A 23,655-nucleotide genomic window follows, 5' to 3' on the forward strand; every position below is an offset into this window, starting at 1 on the left:
GGGGTAGTCGGTGTTGGCAGTGGCGTTCCAGGTTTCGACCAGCACGCAATGCTCGGCAGGCTCCAACAGCGTGAAGTTGCCAACCCGCTCACTACCCTGGGCTTGGATCATTTGCACCAGCAGGTGATGCAGCTGGCCTGCCAGACGCTCGATTGCGGTTTGTGTGAAGCGTTGCATATCAAAGGCGAATTGCAGGGACAGTTGCTCACCAAGATCAACCAGTACGGTCAGTGGCAGGCTCGTCTGTTCGTCGCTGCTTGCTGCCCCGAAACGCACCCCATCAGGCGCGCCCTGCTCCAGTGCGGCCGACACGGGGTAGTTCTCGAACACCAACAGGGTATCGAACAGGTCACTACCTGCCAGGCCCGCCCAACGCTGGATGTCGAACAACGGGGTATGCTCATGCTCGCGCAGCGCCAGGTTCTGATGCTGGAGTTGCTGCAGCCATTGCGCCAGTGGTTGCTCCGAAGGTACGCAAGCAATGACGGGCAACGTATTGATGAACAACCCTACCTGGTGCTCGATATCCGGCAGTTCAGCAGGTCGCCCGGACACCGTGGCGCCGAAGGCAACAGTTGCCTGGCCGGTATGACGCTGCAACAGCAGCAACCAGGCCCCCTGTACCAGCGTGTTGACGGTTACCTTGCACCCCTTGGCCAACGCTTCCAGTCGGCGTGTGGTTGCCTGATCTAGCCACTGGCCATGATGGCCCTGACCTTGCAGTGCCCCAGCGGCTGGCGCATCTGCAAGGCTGCGCGTCAACAGCGTCGGCTGTTCAAGCCCGGCCAGTTGCTGCCTCCAGAAGCCCTCATCAGCCAAGGCGTCCTGACGCTGGAGCCACTCGATGTAGTGGGCATAACGGCCATTGACGGGCGCAGGCAACAACCCTTGATAACGCTGCAACACCTCCCCGAGCAACTGCGAGTTGCTCCAGCCGTCCATCAGGATGTGATGGCTGGTGTAGATCAGTTCATGGCGGTTGTCATCGGTGCGTACCAGCACCAGCCTGAGCAAAGGCGCCTGCTCCAGGCTGAAACCGGTGTCTCGCTCGGCCTGCGCCACGGCATCGAGTGACGTGGCCAGTTGCTCCCGACCGCGCCAGTCGTGGTGGATGAAGGGCAACTCGGCATCGCGCAACACTATCTGCAACGGCTGCTGCTGCCCGCTGCCCCACACAAAGCTGCTGCGCAAGGCTTGGTGGGCCAGTAGAGTTTGCTGCCACGCCAGGCGGAAACGCTGTGCATCCAGGCCGTCCACCGTCACCCGCATCTGGTTGATGTAATCTCCACGCGACTGCTCCAGTAGGCTGTGGAACATCATCCCCTGCTGCATGGGGGACAACGGGTAGATATCCTCCACCGCGCGAGGATCATGGGCCAGTGCATCCAGCTGAGGCTGCGTAAGCCTTGCCAGTGGGAAGTCCGATGGCGTCACACCACCGGCCTGCGGCTGACAGCAGTGGTCGACCAACGCCAGCAGTTCCACCTGCAACGCCTGGGCAAGGCGCTCAACAGTCGTGGCGGCGTACATCTCGCCACTGAAGCTCCAGTCCAGGCTCAGCTCCCCACCATAGACACGGCCATCGATCGACAGCCAGTTAGCCAGAGGTGCCTGCTGGGCCTGCTCGTCACCAGGGTGCTCGGTGGCCGGAACGAACAGGGCAGAAGGCTCGAACTGGTTATCGAACTGGCCGAGGTAGTTGAAGGTGATGCGCGCAGGCACCAACTGCCCCAGCGTCTCCTGGGTAGCAGCGTCGCCCAGATGGCGAAGCATGCCAAAGCCGATGCCCTTGTTCGGCACGGCACGCAGCTGCTCCTTGATGGCCTTGATCGATCCCTCCAGGCTGGCCTGCGGCTGCAGGCGAACAGGGTACAACGAGGTAAACCACCCCACCGTACGGCTCAGGTCGATATCATCGAACACGTCTTCACGGCCATGGCCCTCCAATTGAACGACCATCGCATCATCCGCACTCCAGCGGCAGATGACCCTTGCCAGGGCCGTCAGCAGCACATCATTGATCTGCGTGCGGTAGGCTGATGGCACCTCTTGCAACAAACGCCGGGTCTGCTCGGCATCAAGCCGCGTCTGAACAGTCAGGCCATGGCAGTTTGCCAAGCTGCCGTCCCGGTCGTCGCAAGGTAACTCGCGTGTGGGCTGCTGACTCAGCCAGTAGGCAAGTTCCTGCTTCAGTTCAGGGCTACCGGCATGCGCATGCAACCGCTCCGCCCACAGCTGGAAAGGATGGGTCTTGGCTGGGAGTGCCGGGGTCTGTTCAGCTTCATAGCAGGTGTAGAGCTTCTGCAGGTCCTCAAGCAACAGGCGCCACGAGACGCCGTCCACCACCAAGTGATGGATAACGAGCAGCAGCCGCTGACTGCCATCGCCCATGTTTACCAACAGTGCACGCAGCAACGGGCCTTTGGCGAGGTCCAGCGAGCGCTGCGCCTCTTGGCACAACGCAGTGAGGCCAACCTCATCATCGGCCTGGGCCTGCCATAGCAACTCACTGTGCGGCTGGTCGACATGCATGGCTAGCCACCCATCTGCCTTCTGATCGAAACGCAAGCGCAATGCATCGTGGTGCTTCACCAACAGTTGCAGGGCCTGCGCCAGAGCCCCGGCCTCAACGACTCGGGCAGGCTTCAGCAACAGGCTCTGGTTCCAATGATGGCGCTGGATCATGGCTTGGCTGAAGAAATCGTGCTGGATCGGCAGCAACTTCGTCATACCGGTGACCGGACCCTGGTCGATAACGGCGCCTGCAGGCACCAGGCGTGCGACCCGCGCCAGCTCGCGAATCGTCTGGTGCTGGAACAATTCCTTGGCAGAGAAGTGCAGGCCACGCGCCCGGGCACGGCTGACCACCTGAATGGACACAATGGAGTCACCCCCAACTTCGAAGAAGTTGGCATCCACCCCGATGTGTTGTGCGCCCAGTACATCCTGCCAGACATCGGCAAGCACCCGTTCAGCGGCCGTCACCGGGGCCGAGGTATCGGCTTGGCACGGCTGACCGGGCTCGGGCAATGCCTTGCGGTCGAGCTTGCCATTGGGCGTCAATGGCAGTTCCTCAATGCATACCAGGTAAGCCGGCACCATGTAGTCGGGCAACGCCTGGCGCAGCCAATCACGCAGATGTCCCAGCAGCGCTGCCTCATCAATAATTGCCGGCAGCGATCGCAGTACCAGGTAAGCAACCAGCTGCGCGCCTGTCGTAGACTCGCGGGCGAGGACCGCCGCCTCCGCGACTGCTGCATGGGCCAGCAGGCGTTTCTCGATCTCGCCGAGCTCGATACGGAAACCACGCACCTTGATCTGGTGGTCGGTCCTGCCGATGTATTGCAGCCGGCCGTCCGCCAAATAACGCACAAGGTCACCGGTGCGGTACATGCGCTCGCCGTAGCCGCCGAAGGGGCTGGGCAGGTAGCGTTCGGCAGTCAGCCCTGCACGGTTGAGGTAGCCCCGCGAAAGGCCAGCGCCGGCCAGGTAGAGTTCGCCGGCAACCCCTACGGGCACAGGGTGTATTTGGCTGTCGAGGACGAAGGCGCCAGTACCTGCCAACGGTCGGCCAATGGTAGCGACACCTTGGGCCTGACGGCGGGTGAAGGTGGAATAGGTAGTGTCTTCGGACGGCCCGTACAAATCATAGACATGCTCGATACTGCCTTGAGTGTACAAGTCATCCACCAAGCCCTGCTTGAGTGGCTCGCCGGCTAGGTTGACGATACGCACGCTGGCAGGGATCTGACCGTCGCGCTGCAAGGCAGCCGCTGCCGACGGCACTGTGTTGATCAATGTCACCCGGTCGCGGGCAGGAAGCTCAGGCAGCGCCAGAGCGTTTTCGGCCAGCACGAAATAGCCACCGCCAGCCAGCGTCACGAACAACTCCCACACCGACAGATCGAAACAGATCGACGTTGACGCCAGCACGCCTTCGAGGTCGCTCTGCGCATAAGTGGCCAACGCCCAGTCGATCAATGCCAAGGCATTGCGATGGGTGATGGCGACCCCTTTGGGGCGGCCGGTCGAGCCCGAGGTGTAAATGACGTAAGCGAGATTGTCCGCCCCGGCATAGGGAAGGCATTCGACAGGTGGCGAAGATGCAATGTCGCTGAGCCCATCCACCAGTACGACCTGCGCACCGCAGGGCGCGGCTGGGGCGTGCTCGGTATCGCTAAGCAGCACTTGGGCTTGGCTGTCCTCAAGCATGTAGGCCACGCGCTCAGCGGGGTAGTTGGGATCGAGCGGCACATAAACACCACCGGCCTTGAGCACGGCCAGCAGCGCCACGACCATCTCGCAAGTACGTGGCAGCAGCACGCCAACCCGCACCTCCGCACCCACACCGTGCGCCCGCAGGCGCATAGCCAAGGCGCTGGCGCGCTGGTCCAGCTGGGCATAGCTCAGTTCTCTCTGGCCGAAAATCATGGCCAGGCGAGCAGGGTCGCGCTGCACTTGAGCCTCGATGCGCTGATGAATGCAACCGTCATCCACCTGCACGCTCGCTTGCTCGTTCCACACCTGCAATAGTTGCTGTCGCTGTTCGGCGCCCAACATTTCGAGTTCGCCCACCTGCTGTGCCGGATCGGCGGCAATGGCCTGCATAAGGGTTAGCCAGTGGCCCGACAACTGCTTGAGGGTGGAACGTTCAAAAAGGTCGGTTGCATAGGTGAACGAAGCGGTCACCAGATCCTGGTCTTCCTCGATATCCAGTGCCAGATCGAACTGGGCAGAGCCTACGTCCCAGACCAGGCTGTCTATCTCCAGGGCCGGCAAGTGCAGCGCCCGGCGCCCTAGCGTGCGGTAGTTGAACAACACCTGGAACAGCGGGCTATGGCTGAGGCTGCGCTGCGGCTGCAAGGCATCCACGAGTTGCTCGAAAGGCAGGTCCTGATGGGCTTGGGCGTCGAGTACTGTTTGGCGCACCTGCCCCAGCAAATGGGTGAAGGGCACCTGCGGATCAATCTCGGCCTTCAACACCTGGGTGTTGACGAAGAAGCCGATGAGACCCTCGGTTTCGACCCGGTTACGGTTGGCTATCGGGACCCCTACACGGATATCCGACTGGCCGCTGTAGCGGTGCAATAGCACCTGGAAGCCGGCCAACATGACCATGAACAGCGTAGCGCCCTGCTGCTGGGCTACTGACCGTAGAGCTTGGCCGAGGGTTGGTGGCAGCGTCAGATCCAGACGGGCCCCGCGCATACTCTGCTGGGTGGGCCGAGGGTGGTCGAAGGGCAACTGGAGGATACCCTGCTCCCCAGCCAACTGGGCCCGCCAGTAGCTGAGCTGACGTTCACCCTCCCCCTCCCCAAGCCACTTACGCTGCCAGGCGGCATAGTCGGCGTACTGCACGGCCAGCGCCGGCAGCATCGCCTGCCCGCCCCCAGTAAAGGTGCGATAGAACTGCACAAGCTCCTCAACCAGGATGTTCATCGACCAGCCGTCCGAGACAATGTGGTGCAGAGTGATGACCAGTACATGGTGGTCTTGTGCGCACTGCAGCAGCGCTACCCTCAACAACGGCCCATTGTCGAGGTCGAACGGCAGGGAGATTTCTGCCTCCACCTGCGCACGCAAAGGCACCGGATCAGCGCCACAGGCAAGCACTTGATGCCTGATCGGCTGCGTAAACGGCGCCTCGATCACCTGCCCCGCCACCCCATCCACCGCAACGAAGCGGGTACGCAGGCTCTCGTGGCGAGCGACCAGGCTGTCGAAGGCAGACTGAAGGGCATTGATATCCAGGCTGCCGCGCAGTGCCAGGGCTATAGGCACGTGATACGCAGTGCTGGTGGGGTCGAGTTGCCACAGGAACCACTGGCGCTCCTGGGCGGGCGACAGTGCCAGGTATCCCGTACGCGCCAGTGCCATGATCGACCGTTGGTCATGCGTTTGCAGTGCATCGCACACCTGGGCAAATGCAGCCAGCGTCGGGTGTTCGAACAACGCCTTAAGCTGAACCTGCAAGCCCAACTGTTGACGAACACGGGATATCACCTGAGTGGCCAGTAGCGAGTGTCCGCCCAGCTGGAAGAAATGATCCTGCAGCCCGATACGCGTCACCTGCAGCACAGCCTCCCAAATGCACGCAAGCTGGCGCTGCAGCAAGGTTGCCGGCGCCGCATACTCAGCCTGGCCCTGGCTTGGGTCGGGCATGGGCAAGGCCGACCGGTCGAGTTTGCCGTTTCGGTTAAGCGGCAGGGCCGTCAGCATGATCAGGTAGGCCGGGATCATGTAGTCCGGCAATGACGCCTGCAGCCGCTGACGCAGTTCAGCGAACCAGCCTGCCTCGGCCTGAGCGCCCTCGGTGGTAAGCGCTGCGTCAGTTGGTACGACGTAGCCGACCAGTTGCGCACCTGTAACCCCGGTCTGAGCCACCACGGCTGCCTCACGAACGTGCGGCAACGCCTGCAGCGCCGCCTCGACCTCACCCAGTTCGATACGAAAGCCACGGATCTTCAGCTGGTGATCGATACGGCCGGCGTATTCAAGGTCGCCGGCTGGGTTGAACCGCGCCAAGTCCCCGGTACGGTAGAGCCTAGCCCCAGGGTACTGGGCGAAGGGGTCAGGGACAAAACGCTCGGCAGTGAGCCCGGGGCGATCAAAGTAGCCCTGGGCAAGGCCATGCGCCGCACCAATGAACAACTCACCGACACCGCCCTGCGCCATTAGGTTGCCAGCGTTGTCCAGAACATACAGTACGCGGCCGGCGATGGCCCGCCCGATCGGCACGCCGTGACTGTCGCTGGCATCGCTGAGGTGGCATTCGTGAACGCTCGAAACCACCGTGGCCTCGGTAGGCCCATAGGTGTTCACCAGACGAATCCCAGCCAGGCCGGCTTGATGCCAGAGCCGCACGCCCTCCACCGACATCGCCTCGCCTCCAACATGCACCTGGCGCAGGCGCCCAAGGGACCGCCCCGGGTTGCTGGCACACTCACGGGCCAGCAGGAACCAATAAGCCGCTGGCAAGTCTGCCAGGGTCACCTCACGCCTGGCGATGTGCTCGGCCAGTTGCGCAGCATCCCAAAGCTCATCACCGCGCATGATCAAAGCGGCACCGACGCTGAGCGCTGGGTAGCACTGTTCGACGAAGCCGTCGAAGCTGTACGTGGCGAACTGCAGCACGCGGTCCGTGGATTCAAGGCGGGAGTAATCGACCGCCGCATCACAGAAATCCCGAAGGGCAGCGTGGTCGATAGCGACGCCTTTCGGGCGCCCTGTGGAGCCAGAGGTGTAGATCACGTAGGCCAGGTGCGCCGGGTCGACGTTCACTTCGGGGTCGGCATCGCTATAACCGTCCAGAGCACTGTCGAGACTCTCCAGGCTCAAGCGTGCAAGGCTTCTAGGAAGTGCCATCGTGTCAAGCAAGCCTGGCGCCTCGAGTAACAGATCAAGGCGGCTATCGTCGATCATGTAGCGCAGTCGCTCGCGCGGATAGCCTGCATCAAGCGGCACATATGCAGCGCCGCTTTTGAGCACCGCCAGCAATCCGACAATCAGTTGCGGGCCGCGAGGCAGCGCCAGCCCGACCCGATGGCCGGTCTGGACGCCGGCGGCCAGCAACCGGTGTGCCAGCTGGTTGGCCAACCTGTCGAGCTGACCGTATGTCAACGACTTACCGTCGACCTCAAGTGCTAGGGCATGCGGGGTCGCTTGTGCCTGCTCGGCAATGCGCTGGTGCGCCAGGCGCATGCTGCCAGCGGGAAGCAACCGGGGCGCCCCCAGTGCGAGCGTGCGGTAATGGGCTTCTGGCTCAAGCAGTTGCAGGCTACCCAGCAGGGCCTGGGGGCAGGCTACCATTTGCGCGATCAGGTAGTGGAAATCGGCCGCCAGCGTTTCAATCTGGGCCGCGCTGAAATACGCACTGTCGTAGGTATAATCCAGGCTCAGGTGCAACCCAAGCTCCACACCGAGGGTGAGCGGATAATTGGTCCGCTCATGATTATGCAGGTTGGCAAAGGACAGACCCGCCGGAGCACCCTGTTTGAGCGCTTCGGCCACCGGGAAGTTCTCGAACACCAGCAAGGTATCGAACAAGGCAGTGCCCGGCTGCCCAGCCCAGCCCTGCAAGTCATACAATGGTACATGCTCGAACTCGCGCATGCCCAAGTTGGTAGCCTGTACCTCGGCCAACCACGCTTCGACCGACAGCGACGGGGCATTGCGGCTGATCATCGGCAAGGTATTGATGAACAACCCCAGCTGCTGCTCAATGCCTTCCATCGCTGCCGACCGCCCTGCCACCGTTGCGCCGAAGACGACATGGTCTTGACCGCAATACCGCTGTAGCAGCACGCTCCACGCGCCCTGCAGTACGGTATTGGGGGTAACCTTGTGCTGCCGAGCAAACGCCACCAGTTGCTGGGTGAACGTCAGTTCGAGCGCAACTCGATAATCGTGTACACCCGATCCGCTGTCTGGTGCACGGACGGCTTGAGCCAATAGCGTGGGTGCCTGCAGTGGCGACAAAGCTGCCCTCCAGTACTGTTCGGCACGTTCGGGCATCTGAGCGGCCAGCCAGCCTAGGTAATCGCGGAACTGTCCGCGCGGGCTCACGGGTTGCTGGCCGCCGTAGGCTGTCATCACCTCGCCCAACAGCAAGGCGTTGCTCCAGCCATCCATGAGGATATGGTGGCTGGTGTAGATCATGTGCCAATCATCTGCACCGGTGCGTATTAGCGTCAGGCGCTGTAGAGGCGCGGTATCCAGCTCGAAGCCACGAGTGCGCTCGGCAACGGCGGTTGCAGCAGGGTCGGCTTGAGTATCGTCCAGTACCTGTACCACCAGGTCCGCCTGACGATGGACGACTTGGTGAGGGCTCTCCAGCCCTTGCCAGTGGAAACTGCTGCGCAGGATGGCATGGCGCTCCAGCGCTTCACGCCACACGCGTTCGAAGCGCGGAAGGTCCAGCCCCTGTATATCCAGTTGGGTCTGGTTGACATAGGCGTCGCCGTGGGGCTCGTACAGCGTATGGAACAGCATGCCCTGCTGCATGGGCGACAGCGGATACACGTCTTCGATAGCAGTCAGGTCAAGCCCCAGGCCATCCAGCTGCTGCTGGTTCAGACGCGCCATGGGGAAGTCCGAAAGGGTCGCCTGGCCGGCCGGTACTTGGCAACAGTGCTCGATGATAGCCCTCAGGCTGGCCAGGTAGGCCTCGGCCAGGGTAGTGATGGCTGCTTCGTCAAACATGGCTTCGCTGTAGCCCCATTGCAGGCGCAGCTCACCTTCGTACACCTGCCCTTCTACCGTCAGCCAATTGGCCAGCGGTGCATGAGGGTCCTGGGCCATACCGCCTGACGCCTGCGCAGGCACAAACAAGGCCGTCTCATCGAATTGGCGATCAAACTGGCCAAGGTAGTTGAATGTGATGCGTGGCTCTGCCATTGCAGCCAACGCCTGGCGCTGCGATGCTTCACCCAGGTATCTCAGCACGCCAAAGCCCATGCCTTTGTCGGGAACCGCCCGCAACTGCTCTTTGACTTGGCGCACAGTCTCGCCGAGGTTCGCTCCAGGCTGCAGACGCAGTGGAAAAAGGCTGGTGAACCAACCCACGGTCCCGGTTAGGTCCAGGGTACCGGAGAAGTCCTCACGTCCGTGACCTTCCAGTTGTACCGCCATTGCCGTTTGGCCGGACCAGGCACACACCGAGTGGGCCAGCGCAGCGAGGAGCAAGTCATTGACCTGGGTGCGGTAGGCGGCAGGCGCAACCTGCAACAGCAGACGGGTGATGGCGGCATCCAGACGTACCTCCACCTTTCGCTCCAGGCGCTGGGTCATCTCACCTTGTGGCGCAGCGCATGGCAGGTCCGCGTCCGCCTGCTGGCTCAGCCAGTACGGCAGCTGTTGCCCCAGGCTGGCGGCATGCTCGGCCAAGTGAGCGGCCCAGGCCTGGTAGCTGCTGGTTTTTGCGGGCAGGGCCACCGCTTCTGCACGGGCCAGCTGACGATAGGCGTGTTGAAGATCATCAAGCAGAATGCGCCAAGAAACCCCATCTACCACCAGGTGGTGAATCACCAGCAACAAGCGCTGACTGCCATCGGCCATATCCACCAGAAGCGCCCTGAACAGCGGCCCATCGAGCAGATCCAGGCTTAGCTGAGCGTTGTCGTACAAGCCCCCAAGCGCTTCATCATCTTCACCATTGGCCAGCCACAGCAGGTCCTTGCCCTGTGCCTGAGCATGCCACTGGCGCCAGCCAGCGTCGCTTTTTTCGAACCGAAGACGCAAAGCATCATGCCGGGTAACCAGCGCCTCAAGCGCCTGCGCAAGCCACTGAGCCTGCAAAGGTTGACGGGGGCGCAGCAGCAGCGACTGGTTCCAGTGATGTCGCACCGGCACCTGCTGCTCGAAGAAGGTGTGCTGGACGGGTGTCAGCAGCACGTCGCCGGCCAGCGGCCCCTGGTCGACCTGCACCGCCTGGGTAGACGTCGCGACCACGGCCAGGCTGCGTAAGGTCTGATACTGGAACAGATCGCGTGGGTTGAGGGCGATGCCAACCTGTCGTGCGCGGCTTACCGCCTGCATGGAAATGATGGAGTCACCGCCGAGGTCGAAGAAATTATCATCCAGGCCTACCTGAGACACACCCAGCAATGCTTGCCAGATGTCGGCCAATGCCCGCTCTATCGGTGTCTGCGGTGCCGCGTACTCGGCGTGTTCGTGCAGCTGCGGAGCCGGCAGTGCCCTGCGATCAAGCTTGCCGTTGGCAGTAACCGGCAGGGCAGCCATGTTCACCAGAGTGCCAGGCACCATGAACTCGGGCAGGCGGCCCAGCAGCCAGTTTTTCAGCAACGTTTGCCAACCGGCCACCTGAGCTTCCGCCTGCATAACTATCCAGGCCACCAGATGGCGATTATCCACCACCAGCACCACCGCTTCTCGAACGCCAGGGTGTTGAACCAGCTGATTCTCGACCTCGCCCAGTTCAATGCGCAACCCGCGCAGTTTCACCTGATGATCAAGGCGCCCCAAGTATTCCAGTGTTCCGTCAGGCCGTTGCCGCGCCTTGTCGCCAGTGCGATACAAGCGCTCGCCTGCATGATTCGGGCAGGGAACGAAGCGTTCGGCAGTCAGGCCTGGTCGACGGTGATAGCCTCGTGCCAGGCCAACACCTCCGAGGTACAACTCACCGGCCGCGCCCGGTGGCACAGGATTGAGCGCATCATCGAGCACGAGGGTGCGCAGGTTGGCGATCGGTTTGCCGATCGGCACGCTGCCCGCACCCTCGTCCACGCACGTCCAGTGGGTCACATCGATGGCGGCCTCGGTGGGGCCATAGAGGTTGTAAAGCCCCACTGCCGGCAATTTGCGCAGCACATGGGCCTGAGCATCCAGCGGCAAGGCTTCACCGCTGCAAACGATACGTGCGAGCGAGCTGCAGCGCTCCACGCCGGGGTGGTGAATGAAGGCCTGCAACATCGAAGGGACGAAATGCAGCGTAGTTACCTGATACTCGACGATAGTACACATCAGTTGCTCGGGGTCACGGTGTGCACCAGGAGCAGCCAGTACCAGCCTCGCCCCTGTCATCAATGGCCAGAAGAACTCCCACACCGATACGTCGAAGCTGAAAGGGGTTTTCTGTAGCACTACGTCACCGGCACCCAGCACGTAGGCCTGCTGCATCCAGCAGAGGCGATTGACCAACGCCCTGTGACTGTTGCCCGCCCCCTTGGGCCTGCCGGTAGAGCCGGAGGTATAGATCACATAGGCGAGGTGTTCAGGTGCAACCGCCACGCCGGGGGGTGTGCCGGGCATGCTGTCCAGCCAAGCGCCTGCCTGGTCAAGCCGAACTAGCTCGACCCCGTCAATGGGCAGCCCATCAGCCACTATCCCTTGGGTCAGCAACACGCTAATGGCACTGTCCTCGATCATGTAGGCCAGGCGATCGGCTGGATACTCCGGGTCCAGTGGCACGTAGGCGGCGCCAGCCTTGAGAATGGCCAACAACCCGATGACCATCTCCAACGACCGATCGACGCAAATCCCCACCAAGCTATCGGGCCCTGCACCGCGTGCAATCAACCAATGCGCCAGCTGATTGGCCCGTGCGTCGAGCTGTGCATAAGTGAGCTGCCGGGCGCCAAACAGCACTGCCGGGGCATCCGGTGTGCGCTCGACCTGGGCTTCGATCAGCGTGTGCACACACTGCTGGAGCGGGTAGTCGACTGCGGTCTGGTTCCACTCATGCACCACCTGGTGGAGCAACGCCGGCTCCAGCATCGGCAGGTCGCCGACACGCTGTGATGGATCGTCGACCATGGCTTGCAGCAGCCGCAACCAGTGTTGGGCCATGCGTTCGATGGTCGCTGGCCGGAAGAGGTCGGTCGCGTAGGTCAGGGCGGCGTGCAAGGTGCCAGCCTTTTCGAACGTGTCGAGCGTCAGATCGAACTGGGTAGTGCGGCTCTGCCATTGCACCTGGCTCAGTTCCAGGCCTGAAGCAGTGCTGACTGACGTGATGTCGGCAACCTGCGGCTGGTGGTTGTACATGACCTGGAAGAGTGGCGTATGGCTCAGGTTGCGCTCTAGCTGCAAGGCTTCAACCAGTTGCTCGAAAGGAAGGTCCTGATGCGCTTGTGCGCCCAGTGCTGCGGCCTTGACGCTTTGCAGTAGCTCGCTCACACGGGTCTGGGCATCGAACTGGCAGCGCAGCACCTGCGTGTTCACGAAGAACCCTATCAGCCCTTCAACTTCGGCGCGGTTACGGTTGGCAATCGGCACCCCTACGCGCAGGTCGCCCTGCCCGGTGTAACGGTGCAGAAGCACATTGAATGCACCGAGCAGGAACATGAATAGCGTCACGCCCTGCTGCTGGGCAGCAGACCGCACCTTGGCCACCAGGCCCTGATCTACCACGAAATCATAACGGGTGCCCCGGTAGCTCGGCATCGCTGGACGAGCGTGGTCCAGCTGCAGTTCCAGCACCGGGTGCTCCTCGCCGAGCGTGGCAGTCCAGTAATCGAGCTGACGGGCTTGCTCCCCGGCCTCCAGCCAACGACGCTGCCATAAGGCATAATCGCTGTACTGGATGGGAAGCTCCGGCAAGCGCGCAGGGATGTTTCGCTCATGCCCGTCATACAGGCGGATGAACTCGTCAATCAGCACGTTCATCGACCAGCCATCCGAAACGATGTGGTGCAGGGTCAACAGCAGGACATGCTGTTGCTCCGCAAGCTTGAGCAATTGCGCCCGCATCAGAGGGCCACAGGTGAGGTCGAAAGGCTGCAGGGACTGCGCCTGAGCCCGCTCTGCTACGGCAGATTCACGGTCAACGGGCGTCAGATGACTGAGATCCACCTGCTCGACACGGCATGAGGCCTGGGTCGCAACTTGCGTGACACTGCCATCAGCCTGACGTTGGAATACAGTGCGCAGGGTTTCATGACGCGCGATCAGATCCTCGAATGCCTGTTCCATCGCTGCCAGGTTCAGACGCCCCGTCAGCCGTACTGCTCCAGGCAGGTTATAGGCGCCGCCCTGCGGGTCGAGCTGCCAGAGAAACCACATGCGTCGCTGCGCGTACGACAACGCCTGACTGTCTGGAGCGGCGACGCCGGCAGGAATCGGAAACATAGAAAAGTCTATTTTTTCGGCCCGCAGGCTATCGAGAAACACGCGCCGCTTCTCCAGCGGCAACTCGATGAAACGGCAGGCCAGTTTCAGGGACTTTTCAGCATTCATGCGGGGGCTTCCGTACGTGAAGGGGACGAGCTTCTGTGAGCTTGGCTATCCCTACGGAACGGATAGCTGCCGGTGAAAATTACCGCAAAGCACCCAAACCCAGGGCTGTCGCAGGTCCAGCGGTTAATTTGCCAAGCCGATGGCTCGTCCTTGGGTAAAGGTACCCCCGCACGAGGTTATTCAATGTCCAGCCCCTCCACGATGACCCAGGCGCTGCAACGCGGTTTGCGCCGCCTGGTCGGTGGCAGCTCTCCTGCCATGAGTGCCTACCGCCTGTTCGACCTGGTGCTCAGCCGTCGTATCCGCTTGAGCCCCTCACTGACCCGCCTGGTGTTCACCGGCCCGGACGTCGCCTTGATGAATACCTTGGCGCCAGACCAGCGGGTCAAGCTGTTTTTCCCTGCCGCTGACGGCTCGCTGCCACGGTTGCCCGCCGACCAGCACTGGAAAGCGGCGCACAGCGCCCTGCCGCCGGCGCTGCGCCCGCCCATGCGCACCTACACCATCCGCGCCCTGCGCCGGGAGGCGCTGGAGGTGGACGTGGACTTCGTCCTGCACGGCGTCAACGGCCCGGCCTCAGCCTGGGCCACCCAGGCGCAGGTGGGCGATTGCCTGCAGATGCTGGCGCCCAACCTGGCCTACGAAGGCGACCCTGGGGGTTACGAATGGAAGCCACCCCAGGGTGTACGCACTGTTTTGCTGATAGGCGATGAAACCGCGCTGCCGGCGATTGCCGGCGTGCTCGAAGCGCTGGCCCTGACGCAACCCGACCTGGCGGTACAGGCGTTCATCGAGGTGCCGCTGGAGGCCGATTGCCTGGCGCTAGTGCATGGCAGTGCCGTTCAGTTGCACTGGCTGCCGCGCGACCTGCTGGGCTGTGCACAAGGGCAGGCCATGCTGCATGCCGTGCGCGAACTGGCAAGCCTGCCGCACGGGCTGGCGGCAGCACCGGCAAAGCTTGAAGACGTGGACATCGACACCCGCATCCTGTGGGAGCAGGCCAGCGGCAACCGCAGCGCATTCCACGCCTGGGTGGCAGGGGAGTCAGGCACGGTGATGGACATACGCCGCTACCTGATCAAGGAGCGCGGCCTGCCGCGCGATTGCCTGACCTTGATGGGTTACTGGCGCGCCGGGCGAACCTTCGACTGAAGCGCCACAACCGGGGGCGCATGGCCCCCGGTACAGGCTCAGACAGCCGCGACCAGGGCATCGGCAAAGCGCCGTGCCACTTCATCAATCTGCTCGCCACTGATGATCAGCGGCGGCAAGAAGCGCACCACCGCCCCATGGCGCCCGCCCAGCTCCAGAATCAGGCCACGCTTGAGGCACTCGCGCTGCACCCGGGGTGCCAGCGCCCGGTGGGCGGGCGGGTGCCCTTGGGCATCCCTTGCACCGTCAGGGTCGACCAACTCCACCCCCAGCATCAGCCCGCGGCCACGGATATCGCCCAGTTGCGGGTAATCCTTCTGCAAGGTGGTGAGGTGCCCGCGCAACCGCTGGCCCATGGCCTCGGCGTGGTCGGCCAGGCGATGCTCCACCAGGTAGTCGAGCACGGCCGAGCCGGCCGCCATGGCCATCTGGTTACCGCGGAAGGTGCCGGCATGGGCGCCTGGCTTCCAGGTGTCCAGCCAGTCGCGGTACACCACCACGGCCAGCGGCAAGCTGCCACCGATGGCCTTGGACAAGGTGACCACGTCCGGTACGATGCCGGCGTGTTCGAACGCGAACATGCGCCCGGTGCGGGCAAAGCCGCTCTGGATTTCGTCGACGATCAGCGCCACCCCGGCCTGCTCGGTGATGCGGCGTACGCCCTTGAGCCATTCGATGTCCGCCGGGATCACCCCGCCTTCACCCTGCACCACTTCAAGGATCACCGCTGCCGGCAGCGGTACACCGCTTTCAGGGTCGAGCAGCAGGTTTTCCAGGTAATGCAGGTTGGCCTTCACCCCCGCCTCGCCGCCCAGCCCGAACGGGCAGCGGTAGTCGTAGGGGTACGGCATGAACTGCACGCCGCTGCCCAGCAGCGCACCCAGTGGCTGCTTGGGCCCCAGGCTGCCCATCAGGCTCAGCGCGCCCTGGCTCATGCCATGGTAAGCGCCCTGGAACGTGATGATGGTGCTGCGGCCGGTGGCGCTGCGCACCAGCTTGAGGGCGGCCTCCACTGCATCTGTGCCGGTGGGCCCGCAGAACTGCACCTTGGCCTCGCGTCGCAAGGCTTCGGGCAGCACGCCGAACAGGTCCTGGACGAAGCGGTCCTTGACCGGTGTGGTCAAGTCCAGGGTGTGCAGGGGCAGTTCGTCGGCCAGCACGCGCTGGATCGCTTCGACCACCACCGGGTGGTTGTGCCCCAGCGCCAGGGTACCGGCCCCGGCCAGGCAGTCGATGAACTGGCGGCCTTCGACGTCTTCGACATAGATACCCCGCGCCCGCTTGAGCGCCAGCGGGATGCGCCGGGGGTAGCTGCGGGCGTTGGATTCCTGCTGCTGCTGGCGGTGCAGCAGCGGCGAGTCGGTGAATTCGTACAGGGGCTGCGGCGCATTGGCCGGGGCGACCTGAGCAAGGCTGGTAGCGGTGGACATGGTGAATCCTCGCAAGCAAGCGAATGGGCAGTTGTCGCTTTGGAAACGCTTGGGTGCGAGGAGGATTTAGCGGTTGTTGCTGGATTTCTCGTCAGTGCCCGGCGCGCGCCGGTACCTGCAACAGCACCCGCAACCCATCGGCATGGCTGTCAAAGCGCAGGCTACCGGCGCAGCGCTGCACGATGGCCTGGACAATCGCCAGGCCCAACCCGCAGCCCCCACTCTGCCCATTGCGCCAGAAGCGCTCAGTGAGGTGCTCAAGGTCGGCTTCGGCAATGCCTGGGCCATGGTCGCGCACCATGAAGCCCACCTGCCCATCGGCCATCTGCACCTCCAGCTCTACGGCCTGATCGCCGCCATGGCGCAGGGCGTTGTCCAGCAGGTTGCGCAGCGCCGCCACGGCCAATGGCGCCGGCATGCCCAGGTAGACCTGTGTGGCTTTCTCGGGCAAACGCAGCACGATCCGCCGGTTGTCGCCGCCACCTGCATCCTGCACCGCCTGGCGGGCCACCTGCTCGGCGCTGCACTGGATGCCGTCGTCAAACGACAGGCTGCCCTCCACCCGTGCCAGCATCAGCAACTGCTCCAGGGTGCGGTGCATGCGGTCGGTGCCCTGCTCGGCATGCTCCAGCGCCTGCTCGCGCACAGCGCCATCGGTCATGCGCGCCACCTGCAGGTGGGTCTTGATGGCCGTCAGCGGGCTGCGCAGCTCATGGGCGGCATCATCGGTGAGGCGCCGCTCGCGTTCGATGGTTTGGCCAATGCGCGCAAACAGCTGGTTCTGGGTTTCCAGCAGCGGCTGCAGCTCGCTGGGCATACCGGCTACCTGCAGCGGTTCGACGCTGTCGGGGCGCCGCCGCCGCAAGGCATCGCGCATGCGGTTCAGCGGCTCCAGCCCCTTGCCCAGGCCGATCCACAGCAGCCCCAGGCTACCGAGCAAGGCCATGAGCACCGGCGCCGAAGCGGCCAGCAGAATCGACTGGTTCAGGGCCTCGCGCTCCAGGTGCCGGTCGGCGGTGGTAATGCGCACATCGCCATGGTTGTAGGTAAAGGTGCGCCACGATGCGCCGTCGATGGTCTGGTCACGGAAGCCGCTGCGCTGGTCATCCATGGTGCCGTCGTGCTTGTGGTTGGTCGCCAGGATTTCGCCGCGCAACGAGCTGACCTGGCAGGCCATGCCGTCCGGCACGCTGAGTTGGTCGGCCGCATAGTGGGTGCCTTCGCCCTTGACGCTGAGCGGTTGCGGCAACTGGTCGATGAGCCCGGCCACCATGCGCGCCGACGCCACCAGGCGCTGGTCGAGGGAAAACATCATCTGCTGGCGCAAATCACGCAGCATCCAGGCGGCCGCCAGCACCCAGATGACCACGAAGGCGCTGCCCAGAATGAGGCTGAGGCGGACCCGCAGGCTCATGATGCGGCCCCTTCCGGCGCCTGCGCCGGGCCCAGCCGGTAACCCAGGCCGCGCACCGTCTCGACAATGCCGTTGCCAAGCTTGCGCCGCAGGTGATGGATGTGCACGTTGAGGGCGTTGCTCTCGACCTCATCATTGAAACCGTACACGCAGTCCTTGAGCTGGTCGCTGGACAGCACGCGCCCGGGGTTCTGCAGCAATGCCTGCAGCAGTGCCTGCTCACGGCGCGACAGGTCCACCGCCTGGCCCGCCAGGGTGGCCTCGCAGCTGCTGGGGTCGTAGCGCAACGGGCCGTGCTCGATCACGTTCACCGCGCGGCCGGCCACCCGCCGCAGCAGGGTGTGCAGGCGCGCCGCCAGCTCGCGCAGGTCGAAGGGTTTGAGCAGGTAGTCATCGGCCCCGGCCTGCAGGCCATCGACCCGGTCGGTGACCGCGTCGCGGGCGGTGAGCACCAGCACGGGCAGCGTCTCGCCCTGCTGACGCAGGCGGCGCAGCAGCTTCAGGCCGTCTTCGTCGGGCAGGCCAAGGTCCAGGATCATCACGTCGAACTGCGCAGCCTGCAGCATGGCGCGCGCCGCCCCGGCATTGCCCACACGGTCCACGGTCAGGCCCTGGGCAGTAAGGCCGGCGCAGATGCCAGCGGCGATCAGGTCATCGTCCTCGCAGAGCAGAACGTGCATGGTGGGGCTCCCGGATGGTGTGGCAGGCATTGCACCTTGGGCGGATTAAGGGGGGATTATGAACCCTTTGCGGCCCACTGAGGTGTTTTGCCGGCTACTGCAGGGCGCCGGGTGTGTCGACATCGCGCAGCACACCTGCATCATCCAGGGGCACCCGCACCTGGCGTGCGCCGTGGGCCTGCACGATCACCCGTGCGCCCTGGTCGCCGGCCAGTTGCTGCAGCGCTGGCCACAGGTCGCGGCCAAAGATCACCGGGTGGCCGCTATGCCCGTCGTGGCATGGCACAACGATGGTGCTGGGGCTGGCAGCCTGGGCAAGGCGACGCAAACTGGCCGTTGCAATCCACGGCATGTCGCCCAGCAAAATCGCCACGGCCTGTGCTGGGCTGTCTGCCAGCGAAGCCGCACCGGCGGCCAGGCTGTGCCCCATGCCACAGGCCGCTTCGGGGCTGATGACCACCCTGCAATCGGCCGGGAGGCCAAACGCTTCGGCCCGCTCACCCTCGCGCAGCACGACCCGCACGTCGTCGAACACTGCCCGGGCATTATCCACACTGTGCGCCAGCAGGCTCCGGCCGTCGGCCATGACGGCCAGCCGCTTGTCGCTGCCAAAGCGCACGCCACGCCCGGCCGCCAGTACCAGGGCGACCACCGTCACAGGGCAGCCCGCTGGATGCCGTTGCGCACGCGCAGCACGTCGGCGAGCACCGCCAGGGCGATTTCCGCCGGGGTCTTGCTGCCCAGGTTCAGGCCAATGGGCGCATGAATACGGCCCAGCTCCGGTGCACCCAGGCCACCAATGCGCTGCAGGCGTTCCCGACGCTTGTCGGAGGTGGCCCGCGAGCCCATCACGCCGATGTAGAACGCGTCGGTGCGCACGGCCTCGAGCATGGCCAGGTCATCGATCTTGGGGTCGTGGGTGAGCGCCACCACCGCCGTGTCGGCATGGCAGCCGCCATTGATGATGAATTCGGACGGCAGCTCGCGGCGCAGCTCGATGCCGTCGATGTGCACGCCAGCAAGCACCTCTTCGCGGGGTTCGCACAGCACCACCTCGAACCCCATGCCCCTGGCGAACTCGGCGCAGTACTGGGCGACGCTGGAGTAACCCGCCAGCAGCAAGCGCTGGGCTGCGCCAATACGCAGTTGCACGCTGTTGCCTTCACGCTGTACCCGCGGGCCCTGGCTGAGATCGTCGGCCAAGCCTTGCAGGCCATCGGGCACCCTCACCTGCCGCAGTACCCGGCGCTGGCCCAGCAGCGCGCTTTCCAGTTGCCGCAGGTGGCCCTGCACCTCGCAGCTGGGGGCCAGGTTTTCGACCAGCACGTCCAGCACCCCGCCGCACGGCAGGCTCACCTGCGAGCGTGCATCACTGCCATCGCCATAACGCACGATGGCGGCCGGCTCAGGGAATTCGCCCAAGGCCACCCGCTCGAGAAAATCGTCTTCCACGCAGCCGCCGGACAACGAGCCCAGCCACTGGCCAGCGGCATTCACCGCCAGCAGCGAACCCGGCGCACGAGGCGCCGAACCGTAGGTGGCCAGCACCGTGCACAGCCAGACACGCTGGCCGGCACCCGACCACTGCAACGCCTGGCGAACCACCTGTAGATCGAGATGCTGCACGCTTCACTCCGCCTTCAGCTCGGCCAGCTGTTGTTCACTAAAGTCACCGGGCAAGCCACCCCATGCCTGACGCAGATAGTTGACCATGTCGGTCACCTGGCGTTCATCATACGACCTCAAAGGATCGATTTGACCATGGGGCGTGGCTCGCACCAACCCAACGCGCTGATGCCTTGCACAACTGCAACCACGGGCAGTTGCCGCTTTCCAGCCGACAAGGGTTAACCTTGGGTTAATAAACCCGGGCCAGCATGGCCGCATTCGAAATTCTGCCAAGGCAAACACATGCGCGTTCTTCTGCTGTTTCTGACAGTGCTGCTGGCCGGGCCCCTGCAGGCCAACCCCTTCGCCGTCAAACCTGATTTCCTGCCCGTCGAGCAGGCGTTCGTACTCACCCAGGACCGCCAGGCCGACGGCCAGATGCACCTGTATTTTCAAATCAAGCCCGGCTATTACCTGTACCAGAAACGTCTGAAATTCGACGGCCTGCCGGCTGAGCAGCACCCGCAGTTGCCGCCCGGGCTCAACCACAATGACGAGTTCTTTGGTGACAGCACGGTGTACCGTGAGCAGCTCGAGCTGGTGCTGCCGGCCAACGCCCGAGGCCAGTTGCGCCTAGGCTGGCAGGGCTGCGCGGACGCCGGCCTGTGCTACCCGCCGCAGACCACGTTGATTGACTTGGGTGGCAGCGCCGCAGCCCGGACAGGCGAACAGGCCAGCGACCAGGCGCTGGCCAGCAACCTGCAGAACGGCAACCTGGCCTGGGGCTTGCTGGCGTTCTTCGGCCTTGGCCTGCTGCTGGCGTTCACGCCCTGCTCGTTGCCGATGCTGCCGATACTGGCCGGGCTGGTGTTGGGCAATGGTGCCAGCGCGCGCCGGGGCTGGCTGCTGGCCGGGGCCTATGTGGTGAGCATGGCCCTGGTCTATGCCGCGTTGGGGGTGGTGGCCGCCCTGCTGGGCGCCAGCCTGCAGGCCTGGCTGCAACAGCCCTGGCTGCTGGGTAGCCTGGCCGCCTTGTTCGTGCTGCTGGCCCTGCCGATGTTCGGTGCCTTCGAGCTGCAACTGCCCGCTGCCCTGCGCGACCGCCTGGACCGTGCAGGCCAGGGCACCCGCGGTGGCAACCTGTACGGTGCGGCCCTGCTGGGTGCGTTGTCCGGCCTGCTGCTGGGCCCCTGCATGACGGCGCCCCTGGCCGGCGCGCTGCTGTACATCGCCCAGAGTGGCGACGTGGTGCAAGGCGGCCTGGTGCTATTCAGCCTGGGGCTGGGCATGGGCCTGCCCCTGTTGCTGCTGGTGACCCTGGGCAACCGCTTCCTGCCGCGCCCAGGCGCCTGGATGAACCTGGTCAAGGGCGTGTTCGGTTTCGTGTTCCTGGCCATGGCCTTGTACATCTTGCGTACCCTGCTGCCGGCCAGCCTGCTGCTGGCGTTGAGCGGCGCCTGGCTGATCGCCCTGGCATGGGCGGCGTGGCCGGCGCTGCAGCGCCTGCCGGCCCTGCGCGCCGTGCCGCTGCTGGGCGCGCTGTGGGGTGGGCTGCTGCTGGTAGGCGCGGCTGCCGGCGGCGATGACCTCTGGCAACCCTTGCGGCCGTTCACGGGTGGCGGAGGCGCGCCAGCGGCCAGCCAGGCTGGCGAAGACCACTTCGTCACGGTCAACACCCCAGAAGCCCTGCAACGCGAGCTGGACGCTGCCAAGGGCCGTGGCCAGTGGGTGCTGGTGGACTACTATGCCGACTGGTGCGTGTCGTGCAAGGTCATGGAAAAACAAGTGTTCAATCGCCCTGACGTACAGGCCGAGCTGGCAGGTGTGCACCTGCTGCGCCTGGACGTCACCGCAGACACCCCCGCCAGCAAGGCCCTGCTGCAGCGCTACCAGGTGCCGGGGCCGCCGACGCTGATCTGGGTTGGCCCTGAAGGCGACGAGCGCCGCGCCAGGCGCATCACCGGCGAAGTGGATGCAGCGGCGTTCGTGCAACACTGGGCACACACCAGGAGCCAAGGCTGATGCTCACCGTCACCCTGGGGCCGCTCACCATGGCCCTCAACCACCTGCTGCTGCTGGCGGCGCTGGGCATTGCCAGCGTGGTTGGCTGGTGGGTGGCCCGCCGGGGTGGCGAAAGCCCCGAATCAGCATTGTTCAACCTGTTCCTGGTCGGCGTGGTGTGCGCCCGTATCGGCTTTGTCGTGGCCTACTGGTCGATGTACAAGGACGAGCCGTTGCAGGTCATCGACATCCGTGACGGCGGCTTTCTGTTCTGGTCCGGCCTGGTCGGCATGGTGCTGGCGGCTGGCTGGCAGGGCTGGCGCCAGCCCGGGTTGCGCCGGCCGCTGGGGTGGGCGCTGTTCAGTGGCGCCTTGTTCTGGGCGCTGGCCAGCTTGGGCGGTCACCTGTACAGCAAGGGCACCGAGTTGCCGGACCTGACCCTGCGCGATGCCAGTGATCAGCCGGTGGCGCTGCACAGCTACCGTGGCAAGCCGCTGGTCATCAATATCTGGGCCACCTGGTGCCCGCCATGCCGCCGCGAAATGCCAGTGCTGCAGCAGGCCCAAGGTGAGTACCCGCAGGTGACCTTTCTATTCGTCAACCAGGGCGAGACCCCGGAAAATGTCAGCACCTTTCTCGCAACCACGGGCTTGAGCCTGACCCACGTGCTGTTCGACGGCACCGGCCTGCTGGCCCAGCGCGTGGACTCCATGGCGCTGCCCACCACCCTTTTCTATGACGCGGATGGCCGGCTGGTGGGCAGCCACCTGGGCGAACTGTCCCGGGCCAGCCTGCGTCATGCCCTTGAATCATTCGACCGGGCCCCTGCGCCCGGGCCTGCCGTACAAGGAAACTGACATGCGCATCACCCCACTGCTGCCCCTGACCCTGGCCCTGCTGGCCACCCCTGCCGTGTATGCCGAAGACCTGCCCAAAGCCGTTCAGCAGTTGCAGGCCAAGGGCGCTGTCATCAAAGGCAGCTTCGACGCCCCTAACGGCATGCGCGGCTATGCGGCCGAGTACCAGAACAACGGCCTGGCCTTGTATTTGACCCCGGACGGCAAGCATGTGCTGGTGGGTAACCTGTTCGACGAACAAGGCAAGGACCTCACCGCCGAGCCCCTGCAGAAACTGGTGTACGGGCCAATGACCAAGGCATTCTGGGGCAAGATGGAACAGTCTGCCTGGATCGCCGATGGCAAGGCCGACGCGCCGCGCACGGTCTACCTGTTCAGCGACCCGAACTGCCCGTACTGCAACATGTTCTGGGAGCAGGCGCGCCCGTGGGTAGAGGCTGGCAAGGTCCAGTTGCGCCACATCATGGTGGGCATCATCCGCGAAGACAGCCCGGGCAAATCGGCGGCCCTGCTCGCCGCCAAAGACCCTGCCAAGGCCCTGCAGCAGCATGAAAAAGCCGGCCGCGCGAGCACCCTCAAGGCCCTTGAGCAGGTGCCCGCTGCCGTGCAGCAGAAGTTGGCAGGGAACATGGCCTTGATGCAGGAGATGGGCCTGCAGGCCACCCCGGCGATTTTCTACAAGGATGACCAAGGCAACATCCAGAGCCAGCAGGGTGCACCGCGGCCTGAGATGCTGGAGAAAATCCTGGGCAAACGCTGAATTGGTGGAGGGCGCTGGGTGCTCGCCACAGCAAGGTCTGCGCCTGTGAGACCGAGCGCCG

The 23,655-nt window shown here is 64.2% G+C and carries 10 protein-coding genes and 1 pseudogene; 4 read left to right on the forward strand and 7 right to left on the reverse strand.

All coding sequences use genetic code 11. The features are described 5' to 3' along the window. Nucleotides 1-13,692: non-ribosomal peptide synthase/polyketide synthase (locus APH25_RS24035; RefSeq protein WP_082428429.1), on the reverse strand; the 13,692-nt coding region annotated here is incomplete at its 3' end. A 183-nt stretch (nt 13,693-13,875) separates the two neighbouring features. Between APH25_RS24035 and APH25_RS24040 the strand changes: the two genes are divergently transcribed. Beyond that, on the forward strand, nt 13,876-14,844 hold the full coding sequence (locus APH25_RS24040) for a siderophore-interacting protein (protein ID WP_060483613.1): 969 nt from the start codon (nt 13,876-13,878) through the stop codon (nt 14,842-14,844). Nucleotides 14,845-14,882: 38 nt separating this feature from the next. Here the strand turns inward: APH25_RS24040 and APH25_RS24045 are convergent, their stop codons facing one another. From APH25_RS24045 to APH25_RS26360, 6 genes and pseudogenes are all read right to left on the reverse strand, one after another. Then, nucleotides 14,883-16,274 carry an aspartate aminotransferase family protein gene (locus APH25_RS24045; RefSeq protein ID WP_060483614.1) on the reverse strand — a complete coding sequence of 464 codons (1,392 nt, stop codon included), beginning with the start codon at nt 16,272-16,274 and terminating at the stop codon, nt 14,883-14,885. A 91-nt stretch (nt 16,275-16,365) separates the two neighbouring features. Further along, nucleotides 16,366-17,688 carry an ATP-binding protein gene (locus APH25_RS24050; RefSeq protein ID WP_060483615.1) on the reverse strand — a complete coding sequence of 441 codons (1,323 nt, stop codon included), beginning with the start codon at nt 17,686-17,688 and terminating at the stop codon, nt 16,366-16,368. Continuing rightward, complete coding sequence (locus APH25_RS24055; protein WP_028632190.1) at nt 17,685-18,368, reverse strand: response regulator transcription factor; 684 nt, start codon at nt 18,366-18,368, stop codon at nt 17,685-17,687. Before APH25_RS24055 ends, APH25_RS24050 begins: the two co-directional genes overlap by 4 nt. A gap of 94 nt (nt 18,369-18,462) precedes the next feature. Then, the gene (locus APH25_RS24060) at nt 18,463-19,026 is read right to left on the reverse strand and encodes an NTP transferase domain-containing protein (protein ID WP_060483616.1); all 564 of its coding nucleotides are present in this window, start codon (nt 19,024-19,026) and stop codon (nt 18,463-18,465) included. Then, complete coding sequence (locus APH25_RS24065) at nt 19,023-19,994, reverse strand: XdhC family protein (protein ID WP_028632188.1); 972 nt, start codon at nt 19,992-19,994, stop codon at nt 19,023-19,025. Before APH25_RS24065 ends, APH25_RS24060 begins: the two co-directional genes overlap by 4 nt. Nucleotides 19,995-19,997: 3 nt before the next feature. Then, nucleotides 19,998-20,102: pseudogene (locus APH25_RS26360) on the reverse strand (hypothetical protein); the annotation flags it as partial. 177 nt (nt 20,103-20,279) lie between these two features. On the opposite strand from APH25_RS26360, the gene dsbD reads away from it, so the two are divergent. The 3 genes from dsbD to dsbG are packed head-to-tail and all read left to right on the forward strand — an operon-like array spanning nt 20,280 to nt 23,594. Next, nucleotides 20,280-21,998, forward strand: a complete 1,719-nt coding sequence (gene dsbD / locus APH25_RS24070; protein ID WP_060483617.1) for a protein-disulfide reductase DsbD — start codon at nt 20,280-20,282, stop codon at nt 21,996-21,998. Further along, nucleotides 21,998-22,834, forward strand: coding sequence for a TlpA disulfide reductase family protein (locus APH25_RS24075; protein WP_060483618.1), 837 nt, complete (start codon nt 21,998-22,000; stop codon nt 22,832-22,834). Before dsbD ends, APH25_RS24075 begins: the two co-directional genes overlap by 1 nt. A 1-nt stretch (nt 22,835) precedes the next feature. After that, entirely contained in the window at nt 22,836-23,594 is a 759-nt protein-coding gene (gene dsbG / locus APH25_RS24080) for a thiol:disulfide interchange protein DsbG (RefSeq protein WP_028632185.1), read from the forward strand. Nucleotides 23,595-23,655: the final 61 nt, after the last annotated feature.

It is taken from the genome of Pseudomonas sp. NBRC 111119 (assembly GCF_001320125.1).
GTDB lineage: Bacteria > Pseudomonadota > Gammaproteobacteria > Pseudomonadales > Pseudomonadaceae > Aquipseudomonas > Aquipseudomonas parafulva.